At 59.6% G+C, this 18,101-nt stretch carries 18 protein-coding genes, 1 tRNA gene and 2 pseudogenes; 12 read left to right on the forward strand and 9 right to left on the reverse strand.

Features of this window, described 5'->3' with window-relative positions; all coding sequences use genetic code 11:
- Window positions 1–90: 90 nt before the first annotated feature.
- The 4 genes from dnaK to hrcA form a co-directional block, all read right to left on the reverse strand.
- Window positions 91–2,013, reverse strand: a complete 1,923-nt coding sequence (gene dnaK, locus VDP81_RS03435; protein WP_322994464.1) for a molecular chaperone DnaK — start codon at window positions 2,011–2,013, stop codon at window positions 91–93.
- 79 nt (window positions 2,014–2,092) lie between these two features.
- Window positions 2,093–2,662 carry a nucleotide exchange factor GrpE gene (grpE, locus tag VDP81_RS03440; RefSeq protein WP_322994463.1) on the reverse strand — a complete coding sequence of 190 codons (570 nt, stop codon included), beginning with the start codon at window positions 2,660–2,662 and terminating at the stop codon, window positions 2,093–2,095.
- Window positions 2,663–2,725: 63 nt separating this feature from the next.
- Window positions 2,726–3,793, reverse strand: coding sequence for a ferrochelatase (gene hemH, locus VDP81_RS03445; RefSeq protein WP_322994462.1), 1,068 nt, complete (start codon window positions 3,791–3,793; stop codon window positions 2,726–2,728).
- A 42-nt stretch (window positions 3,794–3,835) separates the two neighbouring features.
- The gene (gene hrcA / locus VDP81_RS03450; protein WP_322994461.1) at window positions 3,836–4,849 is read right to left on the reverse strand and encodes a heat-inducible transcriptional repressor HrcA; all 1,014 of its coding nucleotides are present in this window, start codon (window positions 4,847–4,849) and stop codon (window positions 3,836–3,838) included.
- Window positions 4,850–4,968: 119 nt separating this feature from the next.
- Here hrcA and VDP81_RS03455 point away from each other — a divergent pair, with 119 nt between their 5' ends.
- Both VDP81_RS03455 and recN read left to right on the forward strand, forming a co-directional pair.
- Entirely contained in the window at window positions 4,969–5,880 is a 912-nt protein-coding gene (locus VDP81_RS03455) for an NAD kinase (protein WP_322994460.1), read from the forward strand.
- Window positions 5,881–5,956: 76 nt separating this feature from the next.
- Window positions 5,957–7,609 carry a DNA repair protein RecN gene (gene recN, locus VDP81_RS03460; RefSeq protein WP_323011553.1) on the forward strand — a complete coding sequence of 551 codons (1,653 nt, stop codon included), beginning with the start codon at window positions 5,957–5,959 and terminating at the stop codon, window positions 7,607–7,609.
- A 72-nt stretch (window positions 7,610–7,681) separates the two neighbouring features.
- Here the strand turns inward: recN and fur are convergent, their stop codons facing one another.
- Entirely contained in the window at window positions 7,682–8,104 is a 423-nt protein-coding gene (fur, locus tag VDP81_RS03465) for a ferric iron uptake transcriptional regulator (protein WP_322994458.1), read from the reverse strand.
- Window positions 8,105–8,291: 187 nt separating this feature from the next.
- Between fur and VDP81_RS03470 the strand changes: the two genes are divergently transcribed.
- Window positions 8,292–8,819 carry an outer membrane protein assembly factor BamE gene (locus VDP81_RS03470; RefSeq protein WP_322994457.1) on the forward strand — a complete coding sequence of 176 codons (528 nt, stop codon included), beginning with the start codon at window positions 8,292–8,294 and terminating at the stop codon, window positions 8,817–8,819.
- A gap of 2 nt (window positions 8,820–8,821) precedes the next feature.
- Window positions 8,822–9,613: a 4-hydroxy-tetrahydrodipicolinate reductase gene (dapB, locus tag VDP81_RS03475; protein WP_322994456.1), complete on the forward strand. Its 792-nt coding sequence runs from the start codon at window positions 8,822–8,824 to the stop codon at window positions 9,611–9,613.
- Between the two features lie 64 nt (window positions 9,614–9,677).
- Here dapB and murB read toward each other — a convergent pair whose 3' ends face one another.
- Entirely contained in the window at window positions 9,678–10,691 is a 1,014-nt protein-coding gene (gene murB, locus VDP81_RS03480; protein ID WP_322994455.1) for a UDP-N-acetylmuramate dehydrogenase, read from the reverse strand.
- A 242-nt stretch (window positions 10,692–10,933) separates the two neighbouring features.
- Here murB and VDP81_RS03485 point away from each other — a divergent pair.
- Window positions 10,934–11,009 (forward strand) — tRNA-Gly (locus VDP81_RS03485).
- A gap of 107 nt (window positions 11,010–11,116) precedes the next feature.
- On the opposite strand, the gene VDP81_RS03490 is transcribed toward VDP81_RS03485, so the two are convergent.
- Complete coding sequence (locus tag VDP81_RS03490; protein ID WP_322994454.1) at window positions 11,117–11,554, reverse strand: hypothetical protein; 438 nt, start codon at window positions 11,552–11,554, stop codon at window positions 11,117–11,119.
- A gap of 162 nt (window positions 11,555–11,716) precedes the next feature.
- On the opposite strand from VDP81_RS03490, the gene VDP81_RS03495 reads away from it, so the two are divergent.
- Window positions 11,717–12,004, forward strand: coding sequence for a DUF1778 domain-containing protein (locus VDP81_RS03495; protein ID WP_322994453.1), 288 nt, complete (start codon window positions 11,717–11,719; stop codon window positions 12,002–12,004).
- Window positions 12,001–12,504, forward strand: a complete 504-nt coding sequence (locus tag VDP81_RS03500; RefSeq protein ID WP_322994452.1) for a GNAT family N-acetyltransferase — start codon at window positions 12,001–12,003, stop codon at window positions 12,502–12,504. Before VDP81_RS03495 ends, VDP81_RS03500 begins: the two co-directional genes overlap by 4 nt.
- A 48-nt stretch (window positions 12,505–12,552) precedes the next feature.
- On the opposite strand, the pseudogene VDP81_RS03505 reads toward VDP81_RS03500, so the two are convergent.
- Both VDP81_RS03505 and VDP81_RS03510 read right to left on the reverse strand, forming a co-directional pair.
- Window positions 12,553–13,104, reverse strand: a pseudogene (locus VDP81_RS03505) (nucleotidyl transferase AbiEii/AbiGii toxin family protein); the annotation flags it as partial.
- Window positions 13,097–13,510: pseudogene (locus VDP81_RS03510) on the reverse strand (type IV toxin-antitoxin system AbiEi family antitoxin domain-containing protein); the annotation flags it as partial. The pseudogenes VDP81_RS03510 and VDP81_RS03505, both read right to left, overlap by 8 nt.
- 264 nt (window positions 13,511–13,774) lie before the next feature.
- Between VDP81_RS03510 and yefM the strand changes: the two are divergent.
- From yefM to VDP81_RS03535, 5 genes are all read left to right on the forward strand, one after another.
- Window positions 13,775–14,026: a YoeB-YefM toxin-antitoxin system antitoxin YefM gene (gene yefM, locus VDP81_RS03515; protein ID WP_322994451.1), complete on the forward strand. Its 252-nt coding sequence runs from the start codon at window positions 13,775–13,777 to the stop codon at window positions 14,024–14,026.
- Complete coding sequence (locus VDP81_RS03520) at window positions 14,023–14,277, forward strand: Txe/YoeB family addiction module toxin (RefSeq protein WP_322994450.1); 255 nt, start codon at window positions 14,023–14,025, stop codon at window positions 14,275–14,277. The genes yefM and VDP81_RS03520 overlap by 4 nt, the downstream gene beginning before the upstream one ends.
- Window positions 14,278–14,669: 392 nt before the next feature.
- On the forward strand, window positions 14,670–15,689 hold the full coding sequence (locus VDP81_RS03525) for a thiamine pyrophosphate-dependent dehydrogenase E1 component subunit alpha (RefSeq protein ID WP_323011554.1): 1,020 nt from the start codon (window positions 14,670–14,672) through the stop codon (window positions 15,687–15,689).
- A complete protein-coding gene (locus tag VDP81_RS03530; RefSeq protein ID WP_323011555.1) occupies window positions 15,686–16,660 on the forward strand; it encodes an alpha-ketoacid dehydrogenase subunit beta in 975 nt (324 codons plus the stop codon). The genes VDP81_RS03525 and VDP81_RS03530 overlap by 4 nt, the downstream gene beginning before the upstream one ends.
- A gap of 16 nt (window positions 16,661–16,676) precedes the next feature.
- Window positions 16,677–18,071, forward strand: coding sequence for a dihydrolipoamide acetyltransferase family protein (locus VDP81_RS03535; protein WP_322994447.1), 1,395 nt, complete (start codon window positions 16,677–16,679; stop codon window positions 18,069–18,071).
- Window positions 18,072–18,101: the final 30 nt, after the last annotated feature.

The following is an 18,101-nucleotide window of genomic DNA, read 5'->3' on the forward strand; positions in this document are numbered from 1 at the left end:
GGATCGGTAAACACCGAACCCGGGCGGCAGGCAGACTGCTGCACTGCGCCGACCTCCCGGATGGGATGGTCGGCGACAGGCACAGCAATATTAGTCGCGCTTGACTTCCTTGAAGTCGGCATCGACGACATCATCGTCCGCGGGCTTGGCACCGTCAGCCGCTGTTGCGCCTTCGGCGGCTGCCTGCGCCTGCATGTCGGCGTACATCTTCTCGCCAAGCTTCTGCGCAGCCGTGGCCAGGGCCTCGGTCTTGGCATCAATCACAGCCTTGTCGTCGCCCTTGGCGGCTTCCTCGAGGTCTTTGATGGCAGCCTCGATGGCTTCCTTTTCAGAGGCTTCGAGCTTGTCGCCGTATTCAGTCAAGGACTTGCGGGTGGAGTGTGCGAGCCCATCGGCCTGGTTACGCGCCAGGGCAAGTTCAGCCACGCGGTGATCTTCCTCGGCATTGGCCTCGGCATCCTTCACCATGCGCTCAATTTCGTCCTCGGTCAGGCCGGAACTGGCCTTGATCGTGATCTTGTTTTCCTTGCCGGTGCCTTTATCCTTGGCTGAGACATGCAAAATACCGTTGGCGTCGATGTCGAAAGTAACCTCGATTTGCGGCAAGCCACGCGCTGCGGGCGGAATGCCTTCCAGGTTGAATTCACCCAGGGCCTTGTTGCCGGCAGCGATCTCGCGTTCGCCTTGATAGACCTTGATCGTCACGGCTGGCTGATTATCGTCGGCTGTCGAAAACACCTGTGAAAACCGCGTCGGAATCGTGGTGTTTTTCTTGATCATCTTGGTCATCACGCCACCCAGGGTCTCGATCCCCAGGGACAGCGGCGTCACGTCCAGCAGCAGCACGTCCTTGCGGTCACCCGACAGCACCGAGCCCTGAATGGCAGCACCGGCAGCCACAGCTTCGTCGGGGTTCACGTCCTTGCGGGGATCGCGGCCAAAGAATTCCTTGACCTTTTCCTGGACTTTGGGCATACGCGACATACCACCCACCAGAATCACGTCGTCAATGTCAGAGACCTTGACGCCGGCGTCCTTGATGGCGATACGGCAGGGCTCGATCGTGCGCTCGATCAAGTCTTCGACCAGCGCTTCGAGCTTCGAACGGGTGATCTTCAGATTCAGGTGTTTCGGGCCGGATGCATCCGCCGTGATGTACGGCAGGTTGATCTCGGTCTGCTGCGTGGAAGAAAGCTCGATCTTGGCCTTTTCGGCAGCTTCTTTCAGGCGTTGCATGGCCAGCACGTCCTTGGACAGGTCGGCGCCGGAGTCTTTCTTGAATTCGTCGATGATGTAACTGATGATGCGCAGATCGAAATCTTCACCACCCAGGAAGGTATCACCGTTGGTCGACAGGACTTCAAATTGCTTTTCACCGTCCACATCGGCGATCTCGATGATGGAGACGTCGAACGTCCCGCCGCCCAGGTCATACACGGCGATTTTACGGTCACCGCGCTCGGCCTTGTCCAGACCAAACGCCAGAGCGGCAGCGGTAGGCTCGTTGATGATGCGCTTGACTTCCAGGCCGGCAATGCGCCCGGCGTCCTTGGTTGCCTGACGCTGGCTGTCGTTGAAATACGCCGGCACCGTGATCACGGCCTCGGTGATTTCCTCGCCCAGATAGTCCTCGGCGGTTTTCTTCATCTTGCGCAGAATGTCGGCAGACACCTGCGGCGGGGCCATTTTCTTGTCTTGTGCCTCGACCCAGGCGTCGCCATTGTCGGCCTTGAGGATCTTGTAAGGCATCAGGTCGATGTCTTTTTGCACCGCTTTTTCGTCGAATTTACGACCGATCAGGCGCTTGACGGCATAGACGGTATTGGTGGGGTTGGTCACCGCCTGGCGTTTTGCAGGCGCACCCACCAGGATTTCACCGTCCTGCATGTAGGCCACAATGGAAGGCGTTGTACGCGTGCCTTCGGAGTTTTCAATGATCTGGACCTTCGAACCGTCCAGCACAGCGACACAGCTGTTGGTCGTCCCAAGGTCGATCCCGATGATCTTGCTCATAGTTGATCCTGTCAATGTTTGTATAAGGGGGCGGGCTTGATCCGCCGATGTCTGTGATGTGGGGGCGTAACGACCGATTTCAAGGCTGGCCGGTCGACACCATGACCAAGGCTGGACGCAGCACCCGATCAGCGATCAGATAGCCTTTTTGCAGGCTCTGGGCCACAGCACCCTGGGGGTGTGGCGACGGCACGTTGGAAATGGCCTGATGCCGGTGCGGATCGAAGTTATCGCCCGGCTGAGGCGCGATCTCGCGCATCTGATTGCGCTCGAAAGCGGTATTCAATTGGCGCAAAGTGGACTCGACGCCCTGCTGCCAGTCTTCCGCCGTCTGGTTTTCCTGGGCCAGGGCGGCCTCCAGGCTATCGCGCACAGGAATCAGGCTCTCGGCAAAGGATTCCGTGCCGAATTTACGCGCCTTGGCAACGTCATCCTGAGCCCGACGACGGATGTTCTCGACCTCGGCATGGGCACGCAGCAGTTGATCGTGGTATTCGCCGATCTTGGCCTGCGCTTCGGCCAACAGAACCGCCAGATCCTCGGTTGGCTGTTCAGCCGGGGGGATGCCAAAGGCATCAAAAGCATCGGCTGGACCCTGGGGCGGTACGCCCGTCAATTTCGGATCCAAGTCATCCTGGGGTGCCGACATGGTGCGATCTCCAAAACAGAAAATAGAAAAGTTGCTCTATAAATAAGGGGTAAGCCAGGGATTTCAAGAGCCTGCGACAGAATCATCTGCCCACCCGGCCAGATTGTCCGCCAATAGGCCGGCAAAACCCTGAATCCAATCAGGATTGGCATTCAGGCAGGGGATATAGCGAAAATCCCGGCCACCCGCAGCCAGAAAGGCCTGACGACACTCCAGATTGATTTCTTCCAGGGTCTCCAGGCAATCCGCCACGAACCCGGGACACAGCACATCCACCGACGCCACCCCATCACGCGCCCAGGATTCCAGCGTGGGCTGGGTATAGGGCTGCAGCCAAGGGGCCGCGCCAAAGCGGCTCTGGAAACTGACATGCAGCCGGGCGCCGTCAGCACCCAGTTGCGCGCGCAGCGCTGCCGCCGTCTGCATACAGTCGCGAAAATAGGGATCACCCTGGCGCACACAGGACTGCGGCAAGCCATGAAAGCTGAGCAGCAGGCGCTCCGCCTGCCCCGCCTGATCCCAGTGCGCACGCACCGATCGGGCCAATGCCTGAATGTAGGCGGGCGCCCGGTAAAAGCGATCCAGATAACGCAAGGTGGGCTGATGGCGCAATCGGGCCAGGTGCCGACTGACCGCATCGACCGCCGTCGCGGTCGTGCTGGCGGCGTACTGGGGGTATAACGGCGCCACCAAAATACGGCCACAGCCTGCCGCCTGCAATCGCTCGATGGCGGCATCCAGGGCCGGCTGACCATAACGCATCGCCAGCTCTACCCGCACGCCCAGACCTTGCGCAGCCAACGACTGGGCAACTCCCTGGGCCAAGTCCTGACCATGCACCAGCAAGGGTGATCCGCGTTCCAGCCAGATTTCAGCGTATTTGGGCGCAATGGCGGCTGGTCGGCGCGTCAGCACAAACAGCCGCAAAATCAGTTGCCACAGCACGCCGGGGAGTTCGACCACGCGGGGGTCAGACAAAAATTCTTTCAGGTAGCGGCGCACCGCAGCCGGGGTCGGCGCATCGGGCGTGCCCAGATTGATCAGCAACACGCCCAAAGGGCCTCGGCCCGGGCCGGGCACATCAGGGTCTAGCGCCTGAGGATCAGGCGCTGAAGATAGAAAACGGGTCATGGACAACAAGATATGGAATCAGACATTGGAGGGATGACAGATCTACGAAACACCCTGCCCGAGCGCATTGGACAACATGCGGGCAGTAATATCGACAATTGGGATGACCCTTTCGTAGGCCATGCGCGTGGGGCCGATCACCCCCAAAGTACCGATGACCTCGCCATCCACCCCATAAGGCGCGGTAATGACCGACACGTCTTCCAGGGGCACCAGGCGGGAATCCCCGCCTATGTAGATCTGCACCCCCTGGGCATGGCTGGAGACATCCAGCAAATGCAATAGATCGGTTTTTTGTTCAAAAAGATCAAACAGGCGCCGCAAGCGATCCATGTCGGTCGTCATTTCAGTGACGGACAAGAGCTTGCCTTCGCCAGAAATCACCACGGACTCGTCCAGCGTATCAGGCGTACCAATCCCGGCATCCACGGCTTGCTGCATCAAGTGGGAAATATCCGTGCGCAAGGATGCGAGTTCGGCGGCCAGAGACAGGCGCACCTGATGAAAGGACTTGCCGGAAAAATGCCGGTTGAAAAAATTGGACGCTTCGAGGAGCTCGACCTCGGTGTATTCGCGTGGCACAAACAAGATGCGGTTCTGCACATCGCCGTTGGGCGTGACGATGATCAGCAGGACGCGCTTGTCGGACAGGCGAATGAATTCGATGTGACGAAAGACCTGAGTGCGTTTCGGGGTCAGCACCACCCCAGCAAACTGGGAAAGATTCGACAATAAAGTCGCTGCCGCCGTCACCGCACGTCCGGGTTCGGCAGCCGGCAGATAATCGGCAATCGAGACATCCGGAGAGAACTCGTAGGGCCGCACCGTCAGCAGGCTATCGACGAACAGGCGATAGCCCTGCGGCGTGGGCACCCGTCCTGCCGAGGTGTGGGGACTGTGGATCAATCCCAGGTCTTCGAGATCGGCCATCACGTTGCGGATGGTGGCCGGCGAGAGATCGAAAACCTTGGATAGGGTGCGCGAACCCACGGGCTGACCATCCGCGATATAGCGTTCCACCAGCGCCTTCAGCAAAGCCTTGGCTCGATCATCCATGTTGTTTCACACCCTACGTACAGGACAGTGGCGACACATCAAGCACTGCGATGGCACCCTATCCCCCTATAATCGGATACTCACTATTATTCCATTAAACGAGCGAGGCACTGGGTTTCATGCATTTCAACACCGTGGCCCTGGTCGGCCGCTACCAGGATAGCGGCATGGACGCCCCCCTGCGACGGCTGGGCGCCGTGCTGCAGGCAGCCGGCTGTACCGTCCTGATCGAGGCAGAAACCGGCCGCAATACCGGCATGACCGACTTCGCCCTGGCGTCCTACCAAGAAATTGGCAAGCGGGCCGATCTGGCCATCATCATGGGTGGCGACGGCACCATGCTGGCCGCCGCCCGCCAGCTGGCGACGTCCGGGGTGGCCATGATCGGCATCAACCATGGCCGCCTGGGCTTCATCACCGACATCCCGCTAGGCAGCGCCGACGAGGCCATCACCCGCATCTTGAACGGCGCCTACGTATCCGACGAACGCATGCTGCTGGAAGGCCGTGTCATGCGCGGCGACCAACTGATGACCACCGGGCTGGCGTTAAACGACGTGATCATCAATCGCGCCGGGCGCGGCGGCATGATAGAACTGCGCGTCGAATGCGATGGCGTCTTCATGCACAGCCAGCGTGCCGACGGCCTGGTCATCGCCACACCGACTGGCTCCACCGCCTATGCCCTATCGGCGGGCGGTCCGATTCTGCATCCTCAGGTCGACGCCCTGGTGCTGGTGCCCGTGGCCCCCCAGACCCTGTCCAACCGCCCCATCATGCTGCCCGAGACCTCTTTGCTGAATATCACCATCCGCGCCCTGGGTCGGGTCGAGTCCGGAGCCAGTGTGCACTTCGACATGCAAACGATCTCCAACTGCCAAGAAGGCGACCGCATCGACGTGCGCCGCAGTCCGCACCGCATCCGTTTCCTGCACCCACAGGGCTACAGTTATTTTTCCACCCTGCGCAGCAAGCTCAACTGGAATCGCATGCTACACCCCTGGGATGATCCAGACGAGTCCGCCACCTAGGGAAAATCACTGTTCATCCGCCCCAAGCCTGTTTCGGGGCGCATACAAACCCAGCCCAGCGCCTGCAAAAACCCCCATGCTCTGTTCCCTATCGATTCTGGACTTCGTCATCGTCGACCGCGCCGAGATCATCTTCGAGCCCGGCTTCACTGTATTTTCCGGCGAAACCGGGGCGGGCAAATCCATTCTGATCGACGCCTTGTCATTGGCGCTGGGGGGGCGCGGTGACGCCTCGCTGGTGCGCGAAGGGACTCGCCGGGCCGATATCAGCGCCGTCTTCGATATCCCCCCCGCCGCCGCAGACTGGCTGGCTGAACTCGCCATCGAGGGCGAGGAACTGATTCTGCGCCGCATCATCGACAACCAGGGCCGCAGCAAGGCCTATATCAACGGCTCTCCCGCGACACTGGCCCAACTGCGCGAACTTGGCGCTTTATTAGTGGATATCCACGGCCAACACGCCCACCAAGGCCTGTTACAGGCCGCCAGTCAACGCGACATCCTGGATACCCAGGGTGGTCACGCTACGTTGGTGCGCGACCTGAGCGAAGCATGGCAACACTGGCGCTCGGCACAGGCCGCATTGGACAGCGCCCAAGTCAGCGCCACCCAACAGGCCCAGTTGCTGGATCGCTTGCAACAAGAAGTAGATTTTCTCGATGAGATCGCCCCCACAGCCGACGAATGGCCGCAGCTGTGCGCCCGCCAGGCCCAATTGGCCCATGCCCAGGCACTGTTGGCCGGCGCCAGCCAGGCTGTACAGGCCCTGGACGGTGAGGACGGCTCGGTGGCCAGCGCCTTGCAGGCGGCACTGCAGGCCTTGCAGCCCCTCGTGCGCCACGATGCGCGCCTGCTGGAACACTGTCAGACCCTGGAAACCGCCCGCATTCTGTGTTCCGAGACCGTCTCTGGCCTGAACGCCTATGCTGACCGCCTGGAGCTGGACCCCGAAGCATTGGCGCAAGCAGACGCTCGCATGAGCCAACTATTTTCGGCAGCCCGGCGATTCCATATCGAACCCGACGCCCTGACAGCCCTGCACCAAGAACGATCCAGCCAACTGCAACAGGCCCGCACCGGACTGGATCTGGTCACCCTGACCCAGGCACGGGACCAGGCCCAGACGCGCTATCAGACCATCGCCGAGACACTGAGCCTGGCGCGGGCCGACGCGGCGGCCCAGCTCTCCCGGCAAGTCACCCAGGCCATGCAGACACTGTCCATGGAAGGGGGCTGCTTTCAGGTCGGGCTGCCCGCCTGCGAACCCTCTTCCCATGGTCTGGAAACTGTGGAATTTCTGGTGGCGGGGCACGCGGGCGTACCACCCAGGCCGCTTAGCCGCGTCGCATCAGGGGGGGAACTCGCCCGGATTTCTCTGGCACTGTCCGTGATTGCCAGCCAGGCCGCGCGGGTACCCTGCCTGATCTTCGACGAGGTGGACGTCGGCATAGGCGGCGCGGTGGCCGAGGTTGTGGGGCGCCTGCTGCACCAACTGGGTCAGCGCCATCAGGTCCTGTGCGTGACCCACCTGCCTCAGGTTGCGGCCTGTGCCAGCCACCATTTCCAGGTCAGCAAGACCACACACCAGCAACACACCCTGTCAGCCATCCACGCGCTGGATGCCAGCGCCCGGACAGAAGAAATCGCCCGCATGCTGGGCGGGCTGAAAGTCACTGCCGCCACCCTGGAACACGCCCGCGAGATGCTGCAATTATCAAAAACAGCCTGAAAACCCGATTGCCTCAGGCAAGGAGTCTTCAGGCTGGCCGACGCCCATCAAGCGCAAGCCCAGCGCGTGCCGTTATTTACCGGCCACCGCGCATTTCGGGCAGATGCCATAAAGCATCATGTGGTGGCTTTCCAGGGTGAAGCCGCGTTCTTTGGCAATGCGATGTTGGCGGCGTTCGATTTCGGCGTCGGAAAATTCTTCGACCCGGCCACAGTTGGTGCAAATCAGGTGGTCGTGGTGATCCCCATCATTGAGTTCGAACACAGCCTTGCCACCGTCGAACTGGCTGCGCAGCAAGATGCCGGCCTGTTCGAACTGGGTCAACACCCGATATACCGTGGCCAGACCGATGTCTACGTCCTCGGAGATCAGCGCCCGGTAAATATCCTCGGCGCTATGGTGCCGGGTCTCGGCCTTGCGGAAAATATCAAGAATCTTCAGGCGCGGGAAAGTCGCCTTCAAGCCCATGTTTTTAAGTTCTATTTGGTCATTCATGGTTCAAGTATCCTGGGTTCGGATAAGGAAAGCAAGTAGGGGAATCGGGACGAAACCCTGGCGCATCCGCATGCGCAAATCCGAATACCCTTTATGATAGCGGTTTTGTCGGCCACAATCCGCTGGCCAGCCATCGATCACGGGGGCCACTGTGCGCATCCAAGCTCGTTTCTTTTCTCGCAGAGCCATGTTCTGCTTGGCAGCCGGTGCGCTGTCCATCGGCCTAGCCGGCTGCGGCACAACCAACTGGGGGTTCCCGTATCGGGCCACCATTCAGCAGGGCAACTGGATCACGTCCGAACAAGTCGCCCAGTTGGCCGTCGGCATGAGCCGCGACCAAGTGCGCTTCGTCCTGGGCACACCCACCTTGCAGGATATTTTCCACGCCAATCGTTGGGACTATCCGTATTACAACCAGCCCGGCTACGGCGAAGACGTTCTGCGCCAATTCACGGTCTGGTTCGATCAAGACCAGTTGGTTCGTTGGGCGGGTTCCGAGCAACCCGACCGCCAGCCCTTTCAGCAAACGGACAATGGCGCTGAAGACATCAGCAACCAGGGTCAAAGCAGCGCCAACCAGGCTGCCCTGGACGCCACCTCACCCGGACTGAACGACTCCGCTGCGCCCAATACGGGGGGTCTGGACACCACGACCCCGGAAGCCATCATCCAAACTCAGGAAGATGAGCACACCACTTCTGACAAGGGATTGTGACCATGCGTATCGCCATTGCCGGCGCCTCTGGACGCATGGGTCGCATGCTGATTCAAGCAGTGATCGAATCTGACGACCTGACGCTGGCCGTTGCCCTGGACCGTCCCGGCAGCGACAGCCTGGGCCAGGATGCCGGGACGTTTCTGGGCACCACGACAGGTGTCGCCATCACCGACGATTTGCAGGCCCTGTCCCAAGCCGACTGCCTGATTGACTTCACCCGCCCCGAGGGCACCCTGGCGCATCTGGATGTCTGCGCCGCGCACGGCGTGAAATGCGTGATCGGCACCACGGGCTTTGATGCCTCGGGCAAACAAGCCATCCGCGCCGCCGCCCAGAAGACCGCCATTGTTTTTGCTCCCAACATGAGTGTCGGGGTCAATGCCACCCTGAAACTGCTGGACATGGCGGCCCGGCTGCTCAATAGCGGCTACGACGCCGAGATTTTCGAGGCCCACCACCGCAACAAGGTTGATGCGCCATCCGGCACAGCCCTGGCCATGGGCGAATCCATCGCCAACGCCTGGGGCGTGCCGCTGGATGAAGTCGCCGACTGGGCCCGTCATGGCGACACCGGCGCCCGCGAAACCGGCCGCATCGGGTTTTCGGTCCTGCGCGGCGGCGACATTGTCGGCGACCACACCGTCTATTTTTGCGGCACCGGTGAGCGCATCGAAATCACCCATCGTTCCACCAGCCGGGTCACCTATGCCCAGGGCAGCCTGCGGGCAGCCCGCTACCTGGCCCGCCGCGAATTCGGCCTATTCGATATGCAGGACGTGCTGGCCAGTTAAGCCGCCCCTGGTGCACCAGCGCGGCAACCTCTTGCTCGGCCCCCAAAGGCGCGTGCCAAGGCCGCTAATCCAGCAGCACTGGCTCTTGCTCCAGGCACACCCCAAAGCGGTCTTGTACCGCCTGTCGCACAGCCTGGGCCAGGGTCTGCACATCGGCAGCCCGGGCGCCGCCGTAGTTGACCAAGACCAACGACTGGTGCTGGTGCATGCCCACCGGCCCCAGGCGGCGACCCTTCCAACCTGCCTGTTCGATCAGCCAGCCCGCCGCCAGTTTTACCTGCCCATCGGCCTGCGGATACCAACGTATATCTGGAAACCGCTGCCGCAACGTGGCAGCCAGCTCGGCAGGCACCAAGGGGTTCTTGAAAAAACTGCCTGCATTGCCCAGCACTGCCGGATCGGGCAGCTTCCGGCGGCGGATATCACACACCGCTGCGTATATATCCTTTGGCGTGGGTTTGTCTTCCTGCAGGGCAGGATGCGCCTGCAGATCAGGATAATCCAGCCTGGGCACCCAGGCTTTGGGCAAGGCAAAGCGCACCCGTACAATCAGCCAGCGCCCTGCCCCAGCGCGCTTGAAACGACTGTCCCGATAGGCAAAGCCGCAATCCGCCGGATGCAGCACGCATTCGTGTCCGGCCTGCAAGTCCCAAACTACGATGGAATGCAAGCATTGATCGATTTCCAGCCCATACGCGCCGATATTCTGCACGGGGGCAGCCCCCACCGTGCCAGGGATCAAGGCCAGGTTTTCCAACCCCGGCCAGCCCTGCGCCAAGCAGTGTGTCACAAAACCATGCCAGGACTCGCCCGCCGACGCCTCGACCAGCCAATGTTCAGGGGTTTCCTGCCACAGGCGGACCCCCTGCAAAGCCACCCGCAGCACCTGCCGTCGTGGACTGTCCTGCACCACAACATTGCTGCCTCCGCCCAATATGAACAGGCCTTGGTCGGATTTCACAGCATCGCACAGGCTCGGAATCTGAGCCTCGTCAGCCAGCACAGCCATGGCCGCCTGCGCAGGCAAACCCAGGGTATTGCAGCGCAGCAACGACTGATCGGAAAAAATAAGCGGCATCGCAGTACACAAATGATGATCACGCCGGAGGTTCTCCGGCAAACGCGTAAGCATACCGCGCAGGCCGTATTTGACAGCGTCATATCTTTTGTTTTATAGTTTGCGCCTTGCTTGATTTCGTATCGGTGCAGGGCACTAAAAGCCTCTGCCCCAGTTTGGAAAAACCAATCGCTGGTTTGACAGATAAAAAAATACGATATACAATGCATGGCTTAGCTGGATTGATTTTTAATCCTAGCAACGCGGGAATAGCTCAGTTGGTAGAGCGCAACCTTGCCAAGGTTGAGGTCGCGAGTTCGAGACTCGTTTCCCGCTCCAGATTCAAAAAAGGCCCAGACTACGGTTTGGGCCTTTTTGCGTTTGGTGGTTTCGTTCTGGCGGTTTGGCTGAGTGCTTGCTTAAGACTGAAACGGACTCGCTTCTTTTCATTTCTTTCGCAGCCTTAGCTCAGCGGGCCATGAGCGCAAAAAGCATGTCGCGGTATTAAGTAGGTCGTGTTCTGCTAGCCGCACAGTGTTGCGTATCTTCTTCTCTACATGCTTTACCAGCTTGTTGTAAAGAAACGAGAAGAGTTTATCTATGTCTTTTTGGTTGTCGAAGTCTATCGATGTTCCAGCCTGCTCCCAACGTTCGACTAATATCCAGGCTTCGTTTTGTACGTCGTCGTGTTCACACTCGTTTCGAGTTGCTTTCGCAATCCGCCTAAACTTATATCGATACTTTCTTGAGAACTGCATAAACTCGGCAAGCCGATCGTCATCCATACGGCACCATTCAGTCAGAGAAAGAAGACCTCCAAGTATTTTATAGGGTGATGGCAATTTGACGAAATGAGACGGCAACAAGCCCGCGATTGCCGTCATGGGCGACACATCGCTGTCCAAAGTCCATCAGGTCATCGCCCGTATCTGCGCGTAGCCACCATCACCCAGCGCAGTTCTCAGCGTTGAAACTATAGTTTCATGCAGGCACCAATTTGACGTACAATTATGGTCTGCCTATTTACAGATGTGGAGGTATTTGCCATGAGTGCAGTGACCGATACCAAACAGGAACGCATTAATTTGCGGTTGGAGCACAGTGCTAAGCAGGCACTGGAGCGTGCCGCGCGTTTCGAGGGAAAAACGGTCAGCAGTTTTATTCTGACCAGTGCCCTGGCACATGCTGAAAAGACCATTGACGCGCATGAAGTCATGCGCCTGAACAGCCAGGATTCCGAGGCGTTCTTCAATGCTCTGGACAAACCTGTCCGACTCAACAAGAGGCTGGCCACCGCCCTCAAGGAACATGAGCAGCGCGTGACCAACAGATGACTGATTATTCGTCTCTGTTCATCTCGGCGCTGGACAGCAGCCACGAGAGATCTAGCTTTCACTGCGGCGTGCCTGCGCTGGATAATTATCTCCACAAGCAGGCCAGCCAGGATGTGAAGCGCCGCATCAGTCGCGTATTTGTTGCGACGACACCAGTGAATCCGCACACCATCGTGGGCTATTACACATTGTCCACGCTTTCGATTGAACTCGATCAATTGCCTGACAGTGTCGCCCGCAAGTTGCCTCGACATCCGGTCCCGGCGGCATTGCTGGGTAGGCTTGCTGTCGATCAGCAAGCCCGTGGCCATGGTGTGGGCAGAATGCTGTTGGTCAATGCCATTCAGCGCACGTTGGCAGTCAGCGACCAGATCGCCATTTATGCCATGATTGTCGATGCCATCGACGAGCAGGCACGTAGCTTCTATGAGCAGTTTGGCTTCTCGCTGCTGGACTCGGGCGGTCATCGCCGGTTGTTTCTGCCGCTGAAGTCTGTTTAACGTAAAAGTGGGACACCCTCAGCGGAAAAGCATCAGGGCGCCAAGTCAACGTGGCAGTTCCTGACGTAGTTGGGTGCGGGCTTCGAGCAGAACCTCAAGTGGGCAGTCCACTTCAGTCATGCCAACGAAAGCGCGTTCATATTCGGCTGCGATGTCCTTATCGTTCCCGAACAGCACTTCATGGGTGGGCCGGTTGTGCCCTGCCAAATAGACCACGAAACACTCGACCATGGCATCGGTCAGACCTCCGGTCTGGAACAACTGCCAGACGTCGAACAGATCCCGCGGATGCTGGCGATCCATGGCGGCAACCAACTTGGTGTCGCCAAGGTCTTTGCTGCGGATCAGCCGTGTCTGTACGCCAAGGCGTTCGACGCGCTGCGCGATGGAGGCCAGTTCCTGATTGATACCCTCTAATGCCTGGTCGCGTGGAGTCTGCCAAGGGCGGTACACCACATCTATATCCACCGATAGGCGGGGCATGTCCCGCAGGAACAGATTGATAGCCGTGCCCCCCTTCATGGCGAAGATGTCGTTGTCAAACACGTAGGGCGCGATGTCCAGCAACAGGCGGACGGTATCGGCGTAGTGTTTATCCATGAGGGTTCAGGCTCAACAGGGTTCCGTCATCCAGCCGGCTCATCCATCGCCTGGCGCTGCCGGTGCGTACCATGTATTGCGCCAGCAACTCATCCACGTCGATGACGCCGGTTTCTCGCGCCCAGGTCAGGAGCAGGCGCACGGTCTTGACGCTGGTGCAGCAGGCCAGCAGCCGCCCAAGCACGTCCTTGCGCGGTGAGCGCAGGCCGTCGAACAGGTTGCGGGATTCTTCGAGGCTTTCCCGCGTACCGGTGTCGTAGAGCAGTTCCAGAACGGCACGCTCGGGCACTGCCACCCGCAGCCCAGCGGGCTGTCCGGGTGGTGTGTGCAGGGTCTTGCTGGCGAGGTCATCGTCTGGCCAGACGAACAGCCTGGCGCTGACGTAGCGTGATGGAGTACGACTCGAAGGCAAAGATCATCGTCTATGCAGCCACTCTCGGCGTAGCAGGCGGCCTGTGAACGTATTCAAATTTAATTATATTGAATACAACTACCTAAACAGGAGTGATCATGTCTAGAGCAAACACCACGACTATGACGATCCGCCTCAGCGGTACTCTCAGCGACTTCGTCGCTGCCATTCAGAGCGATGGCTTGCAGCGGCTTGAAAATCTAGTCATTGGCTCTCGTGTTAGGTACAATGATATGTACATATAAAAAGGAGATTGCCATGCGCACGATCAGTTATACCGAAGCCCGGCAAAACCTATCCGCCACGATGCTGCAGACCGTCGAGGATCGCGCTCCAACCCTCATTACCCGCCAAAACGGCGAAGCATGCGTGCTGATGTCGCTGGAGGAATACAACGCGCTAGAGGAAACCGCTTACCTACTACGTTCTCCGGCCAATGCACGTCGCCTGATGGATTCGATTGACAGCCTTAAGCATGGCCAGGGCGTCGAACGGAATATCGCCGAGTGAAGCTGATCTGGTCTGAGCAAGCCTGGGACGATTATCTGTACTGGCAGGAGGCGGATAAGCGCATGGTCAAGAAGATCAACGATCTGATCAAGGAAACCCGCCGCACTCCTTTCGAGGGCAAGGGCAAACCGGAACCACTGCGCCACAACCTGGCAGGTTTCTGGTCGAGACGGATCACCGCCGAACACCGGTTTGTGTATTCGATGACGGATGAGGCGCTGTTGATCGCCGCCTGCCGTTATCACTATTGATGGCTGAAGCTCCTGCCCCCCGATACGATAAGAGCTAGAAGACGGCTTATTTCGCTTTCCGCCAGACATTGCTGACGCGGCATCGGCATCGACCCAGATCCAGCGGCCTGACAACAACATTTGATCAAATCCATCCATTTTCATTTATTTATAACTAAAACAATAACTTAATGCCAAAAACCACCATAACGCCCTACGGCGGCAGCATGGTTTAACCATGAATTGAAAGGGTGTATTGGCAGGAAACAGCGGACTCCACGCTAGCATTTCTGAATAAACTTCACTTCTAAAGTTTTTTGAAGATGAGGCACATATCCAGAATCCCCGCCAAACCGCCCGTCACGGAGGATGCATGACGCAGCGGATACAGCAGCGGTCACCAAGGAGAGGAGATGACCGAATACGTACCCACAGGGATGGATCGGCAGGCGCTGCAGCCATCCGAAAACCTGTCCACGCAGCAACTCATTGATCTGTACCGGCCCATGCGGCTGGCACGCACCTTCGAGACACGGCTTGGGCGCTTGTATCGACAGGGCAAGATCACCGGTGCAGTCTATCTGGGCACCGGCCAAGAAGCCATCGCCACCGGCGTCACCAGCCTGCTGAATCCCGACGATTATATTTCCACCGTGGCCCGCAACCTGGCAGGCTGGTTCGTGCGCGGGGTCGATCCGCGCCACGTCATGGCGCGCTGGTTCGGTCGGGATCAGGCGCCCTCGCACGGCAAGGAATTGGGCCTGTTCCTGGCCGATCTTGGACAGTATGGGATCACCCCCTATCACAACGGTTCCATGGCCGCGTGGATTCCATCGGGCGCGGGCTTTGCCCTGGCCTTCCGGCAACGGGAAGAAAGCCGCATCAACGTGGCCTTCACGGGCGACGGCGCGACCAGCCCAGGCGACTTTTATGAAGGCCTGAATATCGCCGCCATCCACAAGCTGCCCCTGCTGATCATTATCGAAAACAACGGCTACGCCTATTCCACGCCGCCGGCGCAGCAGATGCCGGTCAAGAACGTAGCTGACCGCAGCGCGGCCTTCGGCATTCCGTCGGCCATCGGCTTCGGCAATGACGTCTTCGAGGTCCGCCGACTGGCCCGAACAGCCATTGATTATGTGCGCGCCGGTCATGGCCCTTACCTGCTGGAATTCAAATGTTTTCGCATGCGCGGACACGGCGAGCACGACGACATGGGCTATGTGCCCGAAGCGCAACGCGCCTGGTGGGAGCAACGTGACCCTGTGGTCATGCTGCGCACCTATTTGACTGAACAAGGCGGCTTGTCTGAAGCCACCGTGGCCGCCATCGACCAAGACTGCGAGCAACTGGTGGACGAAGCCGTGGAATACGCACAGAACCTCCCGCTGCCGAAGCCCGACACCGCACTTCAAGGAGTGTTCAAGGTATGACCAGCACCTCATTTCTGGATGCCATCAGCCAGGCCATGCGCGAAGAGATGCGCCGCGACGAACGGGTTTTCCTCCTGGGCGAAGATATCGGCGCTTTTGGTGGCGCTTTCAAGGTCACCCGGGGTTTCCTGGAAGAATTCGGACAATGGCGCGTGATGGACATGCCGATTGCCGAAAGCGGCTTTGTGGGCATGGCATGCGCCACGGCCATCGAAGGCCGCATCCCCATCGTGGAATTTCAGTTTGCGGACTTCATTGCCTGCGCCTTTGATCAGATCATCAATTTCGCCGCCAAGGTCCATTATCGCTGGGGGCTGCCCTGCCCCATCGTCTTTCGCGCCCCCTGCGGCGGCGGCGTACGCGGCGGCCCCTACCACTCAGAATCGCCCGAAGCCTGGTTCACCAATGTGCCCGGCCTGAAGATCGTCTACCCCAGTACGCCCTACGACGCCAAAGGCCTGCTCAAGTCAGCGATCCGGGATCAGAATCCGGTGATCTTTTTCGAGCATAAGCGCCTGTACCGCAAGATCCGTCAAGACTTGCCCGAGGGCGAAATCCTGGTTCCCCTGGGGCTTGCCGACATCAAGCGTCCGGGCAAGGATCTCACCATCATTACCTACGGCGCCATGGTGCACGACTCGATCGAAGCTGCCCAGCGACTCAGCGAAGCTGGCTACGAATGCGAGGTGCTGGATCTGCGTTCACTCTGTCCGCTGGACGATGAGGCCATCTATCGCAGCGTTGCCCGAACTCATCGTGCGCTGGTCGTCCACGAAGCACACCTGACGGGCGGCTTCGGCGGCGAACTCGCGGCCCGCATCGGCGCAGAATCCTTTGCTCAGTTGGACGCCCCCGTGGCCCGCGTAGGCGCGGCGGACGTGCCTATTCCCTACAGCCCACCGCTGGAAGACGCGGTCTTGCCCAACGCAGAAAAGATCTACGCGGCGGCGCTGCGCACGCTGGAATACTGAAAACGGAGACCACCCCATGCCCTTAATCGACGTCATCATGCCCCAGTTGGGCGAATCCTTGACCGAAGGAATCGTCAGTGAATGGCTGAAATCCCCCGGCGACGAAGTCGCCCGGGATGAACCGCTACTGATGGTAGAAACCGAGAAAGTCAACACGGCCATCGAGGCTGAAGTCGGCGGCACCCTGGAAGAAACGCTGGTCGCACCCGGCACCGTGGTGGCCGTTGGTACCGTTATCGCGCGGGTCCGGCAGACAGATGCTGTGGCCTCGAAAGGCCCTGATGCCTTGCCTGACACACAGACGGTTGCTGCAGACGAAGCCCAAACCCCAGTTGCCAGCCGTGGGCATCTGGGCGCCGACAGCCAGGTCACGACCTTCCCAGCCCACGCAGACACCCACCCACAACGCGCCTCGACGCCGATTTCCTCGGCAGACGGGCACTTCGGCAGTCGTGTGCTGGAACTGGCCCAACGCTACCGCGTCACGTCTCAAGAACTGGCCCAGCTCGCCCAGACGCTGGACAGGGCCCGGCCCAGTCCCCAGGATGTCTTGCGCTATGTGGCAGACCGTAGCCTGCACACCCTGCCAACCCAGCACGCTGTCGCGCAGGCAACGGTCGCCGCGACGACACTGTCCTCGGGGCCGGGTATATCGGCACCGCAAGCACCCACGCCGCCGACGCGCTATCGGTACCGTCCAAACGACCGCGATCTGGTCCGGCACATGTCCGCGAAACGGATGGTGATTGCCGAACACATGACTTGGTCCCGGGCGATTTCGGCCCACGCGACCGCGCTGATGGAGGTCAATATGTCAGCGGCGGCAAGCTTCCTGAAGGCGCAGCGCGACCCCCATCAAGCCGCCACCGGCGTACGGCTGACCTACACATCGATCATTGCGCACGCCGCCGTCCAGGCCCTGGAAACCTTCCCGGAACTGAACGCATCGGTCGTGGATGATTCCATCGTGCTGAAACCCTATGTCAACCTCGGCATCGCCGTGGCTGTCCGGGATAATCGCGAACTTGTAGTGCCCGTGGTGCACGACGCCGATGCGCTTTCTTTTACCGAACTGGCGCAGCGCATCACCGACCTGACGGCGCGTGCGCGCGCACAGCAACTGCGCCAAACAGATGTTGAAGGTGGAACTTTCTCGTTTTCCAACCCAGGCACCGTGGGCGGGCTGGCGGGTACGCCGATCATCAACCAACCACAGGTGGCCGTTCTGGCCGCCAATGCCATCGTCCGGCGTCCGATGGTTCTGGAAAATAGCGATACCATCCAGATTCAGCCCATTATGGTGCTCTCCCTGAGCATGGACCACCGCATCATCGACGGCGCCCTGGGCTTTGCTTATCTGGCAGAAGTCCGCAAGCGGCTGGAGCAGTGGACGTCCGAACCCACCGCCTAGCAATAACATCTGCCACACACCTGGTGACGC

Source organism: Castellaniella sp., assembly GCF_034675845.1.
GTDB lineage: Bacteria > Pseudomonadota > Gammaproteobacteria > Burkholderiales > Burkholderiaceae_B > Castellaniella.